We start from the raw sequence: 4903 nt of genomic DNA, 5'->3' as shown, positions 1-4903 counted from the left end.
CCCGTAACGGCCGTTCGCGCGCACCGCCTCCTCGCTGAACCACCGCAGGAACTCGCCACCGTAGGCGACTTCACCGCGCGCCTCGGCGAGGGGCTTTCCCATCTCGAGGGTCATCAGCAACGCGAAGTCCTCCTTCCGCTCCTGCAGCAGGTCGAAGGCGCGCCGCAGCAGTTCGCCGCGCTCACGGGCGGGGGTCGCCGCCCAGGCCGGGAACGCCGCGTCAGCGGCATCCAAGGCGGCCACACCGTCGGCGACCGAGGCGCTGGCGATGGTCTTCACCACATCGCCGGTGGCAGGGTCGACGACGTCGAGCGTGCCTCCGTCCGATGCCGCGCGCCAGGCCCCGTCGATGAACAGGCCCTCTGGAACGGAGGCCAGCAGCTCGGTCTCGCGGTCGTCAGTCATTAGGACTCCTTCGTCGTCGGATGCCGCACACACACGTCCCGATGATCGTATACGATCCCCGCGCAAATGACCCTATACTCGGTGACGTCCGGCGGCCGTGCGCCGGCGGTGCCCGAAAAAGGGGCACGCAGCCACCCGCAAGCCCGCGACCGACGACGGTCTCGGGCGGGCGAGCCAGACACATACGGCATCCGATCACCGTCCCTGTACCTGGAGCACCGCCCATGCCCTCCGTCTCCGCGCACGTCGCCGTCACTCTCGCCGCCCACATCGATCACGTCTTCGGGTTGATGGGCAACGGCAACGCCTGGTTCCTCGACGCCCTCGTGCGCGACACCGACGCCTCGTTCACCGCCGTCCGTCACGAGGCGGGCGCCGTCGTCGCCGCCGACGCCTACCACCGCGCCTCGGGGCGCCTGGCCGCCGCGACCGCGACGTACGGCGCCGGGTTCACCAACACCCTCACCGCACTGGCCGAGGCCGTTCAGGCGCACGTGCCGCTGGTGCTCGTCGTCGGCGACGAGCCCACCTCTGGGCCGCGCCCCTGGGACGTCGACCAGATCGCGCTGGCGGCGGCCGTCGGCGCCCGCACATACACCGTGGGTCGGACGGATGCCGCCGCGACCACCGTCATCGCCATCGAGCACGCCCTGACCTACCGGGTGCCGACGGTGCTGGCGATCCCTTACGACGTGGCCACCCGTGAGGCGGGGCCGATCCCGACGGCGCCGGAGCCGGTGCTGCCGGCGCCCCTGCAGCCTGGACCCTTCGCCCGCGCCGCCGTGGACGACCTCGCCCGCGCGCTGGCCGGCGCCCGCCGCCCGCTGCTGCTGGCCGGCCGCGGCGCGTGGGTCTCGGGCGCCGGCGCGGCACTCGGTCGCCTCGCCGACGCCACCGGTGCGGTGACGGCGACGACCGCGCTCGGGCGGGGCGTCTTCCCCCGCCCGGAATACGACCTCGGCGTCACCGGCGGATTCGGGGCCGAGGGCGCGATGGAGCTTGTGCGCGACGCCGACGTCGCAGTGGTGTTCGGGGCGTCGCTGAACCAGTTCACGATGCGCTTCGGCGACCTGTTCGCACCGGGCACCCGCGTCGTCCAGGTCGACTCCGCACCCGCGGCGACCCACCCGCACGTCGGCGGGTTCATCCGCGGCGACGCCGCTGTGGTGGCCGATGCCCTCGCCACCGCTGTGACGGGGCTCGGCGCCGCACCGTCCGGCTGGCGAGAGAGCGTCGACATCGCCGCGCTGCGCACCCAGCGGGCCGGCGAGGAGTTCGCCGCCGACGGCCGCCTCGACCCCCGCGCGGCGGCTGCGCGCATCGGCGAGCTGCTGCCGGAGAACCGCGTCGTGGTCTCGGACGGCGGGCACTTCATCGGCTGGGCGAACATGTATTGGCCGGTTGCGTCGCCCGACCGCATGATGATGATCGGCACCGCCTTCCAGTCGATCGGTCTGGGCTTTCCGAGCGTGCCCGGCGCGGCGCTGGCGCAGCCGGATGCCACGGTGGTGCTCACCACCGGCGACGGCGGCGGCCTCATGGCGCTGGCCGACCTCGAGTCCGCGGTGCGCGTCGCCGGTGGGCGGGGGCTCGCGGTGGTGTGGAACGACGGCGCGTACGGCGCCGAGGTGAACCTGTACGGCCTGAAAGGCGTCGCCCGCGGCCCGATGATGATCCCCGACGTGGACTTCGCCGGCCTCGCATCCGCCGTCGGCGCGCGCGGTGTGGTCGTGCGCAAGCTGGCCGACCTGGAGGCGCTGGCGGAATGGGCGGCCCAGCCGGCATCCGAGCGCCCCTATCTGCTGCTGGACCTGCGCATCTCGTCGTCGGTCATCGCCCCGTACCAGCAGGAGATCATCCGCGTGAACTCCTGACGGGGCGGAGCTCTCCCGTCGCGGGTGCGCCGATATGCGGGGATCCGCCGAAACGAGGACGGACTCGCCGCCGACATCCGCATTCCGGCAGATCCCCTTGTTTCGGCAACGCCAACGGCGCCGACGAAAGCCGCCCGGGTCAGGCCGGGACGGCCGCCGGCTCCCGCATGTGCTGCGCGAAGAAGTCCGCCAGCTCCTGGCGGTCGCTCAGCGGCAGCACGTGCGCGACGTACTGGTCCGGCCGCACCACCACGACCGCGCCGCCGCGGTCGATGCCGCGCCGCTCGAAGATGTCGTCGTCGCCGCGGGCGGCGTAGATCTTCTCGTAGTCGATCAGCCCGAAAGGCCCCACCCGCGGCAGGAACACCGAGGGGATGTCCGCCATCTCCACCTCGGAGTGGTCCTGCTGGTAGACGGCCTTCACGTCGAACACGGCGTCGAGGTCGGCCTCGGCCGGGGTGAAGCGCACGACCGGCGAGTCGGATGCCGTCGCCAGCCAGTCCGCCCATTCCCGCAGGGCCGAGGCGTCGCGGTCGGCGAAGGCGTAGATGCGCCACCGGCCGTCGGCACGGGCGTGGTGGCCGAGGTGTGCGGGCACCGCGTCGCCGATGCGCACCACCGGCGCCGAGGTGAAACGCTTGCCGACGGGGAAGCCCGTGGCGAGGTCCTGGTGGGTCGCCTCGCCGACGATCATCGACGGCCGGTACTGCGTCATGAACCCGGCGGGGAATTCCGCCGTGGCCGTGTAGAACTCGGCGAGCTCCTCGGGGCTGTCGAACTCCTCGGGCTTCTTGGCCATGAGGCTCGACCACTCCTTGTCGAAGTCGATGAGGTTCTGCGCGATCTCCTGCCGCTCGGCGGAGTACGTCGACAACAGCGCCTCGGGCGCCCGACCGGTCAGCACCGAGCCGAGCTTCCAGCCGAGGTTGAACCCGTCCTGCATCGAGACGTTCATGCCCTGGCCCGCCTTGGCGCTGTGGGTGTGGCAGGCGTCGCCGCAGATGAACACGTGCGGGGTGCCGTCCTGTCCGGGATCGATGTCGTCGAACTTGTCGGTCACGCGGTGCCCGACCTCGTACACCGACCACCAGGCGACGTCCTTCACCTCGAGCGTGTACTGCCCGAGGATCGCGTTGGCCTTGGCGATGATCGTCTCCAGCGGGGTCGTGCGCACCTTGCCGTTGTCACCTTCGGGCACCTCGCCCAGGTCGACGTACATGCGGAAGAGGTGTCCGCCCTCGCGGGGGATGTGCAGGATGCTGCCGTGCTCGGACTGAATGGCGCACTTGATGCGGATGTCGGGGAAGTCGGTGACGGCCAGCACGTCCATCACGCCCCACGCGTGCCGGGACTGGTCGCCGATGTGCCGGCGTCCGATGGCCTGGCGCACCTTGCTGCGCGCGCCGTCGCAGCCGACGACGTACCGTGCGCGCACCGTGCGCTGCTCGCCGGCGTCGGGCCCGTCGGTGCGCTCCAGGGTGACGGTGACCGGGCGCTCCCCCTCGCCGACCTCGAGCGAGACGAACTCCCAGCCGTAATCGGGGGTGATTCGCGCCGGCGCCGTGGCCGCGACCTCGGCGAAGTAGTCGAGCACCCGGGCCTGGTTGACGATGAGGTGCGGGAACTCGCTGATGCCATGCGGGTCGTCGTCGGCGCGGGCGGTGCGGACGATCCGCGAGCGGTCGGCGGCGTCGGGCGCCCAGAAGTTCATCTCGCTGATCCGGTAGGCCTCGGCGGTGATGCGCTCGGCGAACCCGAAGGCCTGGAACGTCTCGACGCTGCGCGCCTGGATGCCGTCGGCCTGCCCGATCGCGAGGCGCCCGGGGCGACGCTCGACGATGCGGGTCGTCACGGACGGGTACTGAGCCAGCTGTGCGGCCAGCAGCATGCCGGCCGGCCCTGAGCCGACGATGAGCACGTCCATCTCGTCGGGAAGCTCGGCGGGGCGGTCGATGCCCGTGCCCGCCGCGGGCTGCACGCGGGGGTCGGTGGAGACGTAGCCGTGGTGGTGGAACTGCATCGTCATCGATTCCTTCCTCGGACGCGACGTCACGCGTTGACGCCGTCGTCATCCGTGTTCTATATTCGAACACGTCGTTCTACTATTGAACAGATCGTATACGACCGGGTTCCGTGCGGCAAGCATCCGGTGGAGAGGATGCCCGTGTCCGACGCCCCCGCATCGCAGACCCTGAGTCGTGGCATCCGCATTCTGGAGGTGCTGGCCGACGCGCGCGAAGCGCTGACGATCGACGAGATCGCCGCCCGCCTCCAGGTGCACCGCTCGGTGGCGTATCGGCTCGTGCGCACCCTCGAGGACCACGGCCTGGTCTCCCGCGACGCCTCGGGGCGTCTGACTCTCGGCGCCCGCATGGCGGCGCTGGCCGCCGGCGTCGCCCACGACCTGCAGGCCGAGGCCCTCCCCGAACTCACCGCCGTCGCCAACGACCTCGGGATGACGTGCTTCCTCGCCGTGCTCGATCACGACCAGTGCGTCACGCTCGCCAGCGTCGAGCCGCGACATGCCGTGGCGTCGGTGGTGCAGCGCCCCGGGGCGCGGCATCCGATCACCGTCGGCGCGCCGAGCAAGGCGATCCTGTCGACCCTGGCTCCCGACCACTGGC

The 4903-nt window shown here is 71.7% G+C and carries 4 protein-coding genes; 2 read left to right on the top strand and 2 right to left on the bottom strand.

What is annotated here, in order from left to right; translation table 11 throughout:
- Positions 1-405 (bottom strand): aldehyde dehydrogenase family protein (locus NQ160_RS10080; RefSeq protein ID WP_257515109.1); only part of this gene is annotated, 405 nt, incomplete at its 3' end.
- 224 nt (positions 406-629) lie between these two features.
- Here NQ160_RS10080 and NQ160_RS10075 point away from each other — a divergent pair.
- On the top strand, positions 630-2279 hold the full coding sequence (locus tag NQ160_RS10075; RefSeq protein WP_257515108.1) for a thiamine pyrophosphate-binding protein: 1650 nt from the start codon (positions 630-632) through the stop codon (positions 2277-2279).
- A 139-nt stretch (positions 2280-2418) separates the two neighbouring features.
- Here NQ160_RS10075 and NQ160_RS10070 read toward each other — a convergent pair whose 3' ends face one another.
- Positions 2419-4299: an FAD-binding monooxygenase gene (locus NQ160_RS10070; protein ID WP_257515110.1), complete on the bottom strand. Its 1881-nt coding sequence runs from the start codon at positions 4297-4299 to the stop codon at positions 2419-2421.
- Between the two features lie 138 nt (positions 4300-4437).
- Here NQ160_RS10070 and NQ160_RS10065 point away from each other — a divergent pair.
- Positions 4438-4903 (top strand): IclR family transcriptional regulator (locus tag NQ160_RS10065; protein ID WP_257515107.1); only part of this gene is annotated, 466 nt, incomplete at its 3' end.

The sequence above is a fragment of the Microbacterium sp. zg.Y909 genome, from assembly GCF_024626565.1.
This window is presented reverse-complemented; position numbering and strand designations above follow the sequence as displayed.

Coding starts and splice junctions, on each gene's coding strand:
- NQ160_RS10075 (WP_257515108.1), top strand. CDS start 630: ATGCCCTCCGTCTCCGCGCACGTCGCCGTCACTCTCGCCGCCCACATC.
- NQ160_RS10070 (WP_257515110.1), bottom strand. CDS start 4,299: ATGCAGTTCCACCACCACGGCTACGTCTCCACCGACCCCCGCGTGCAG.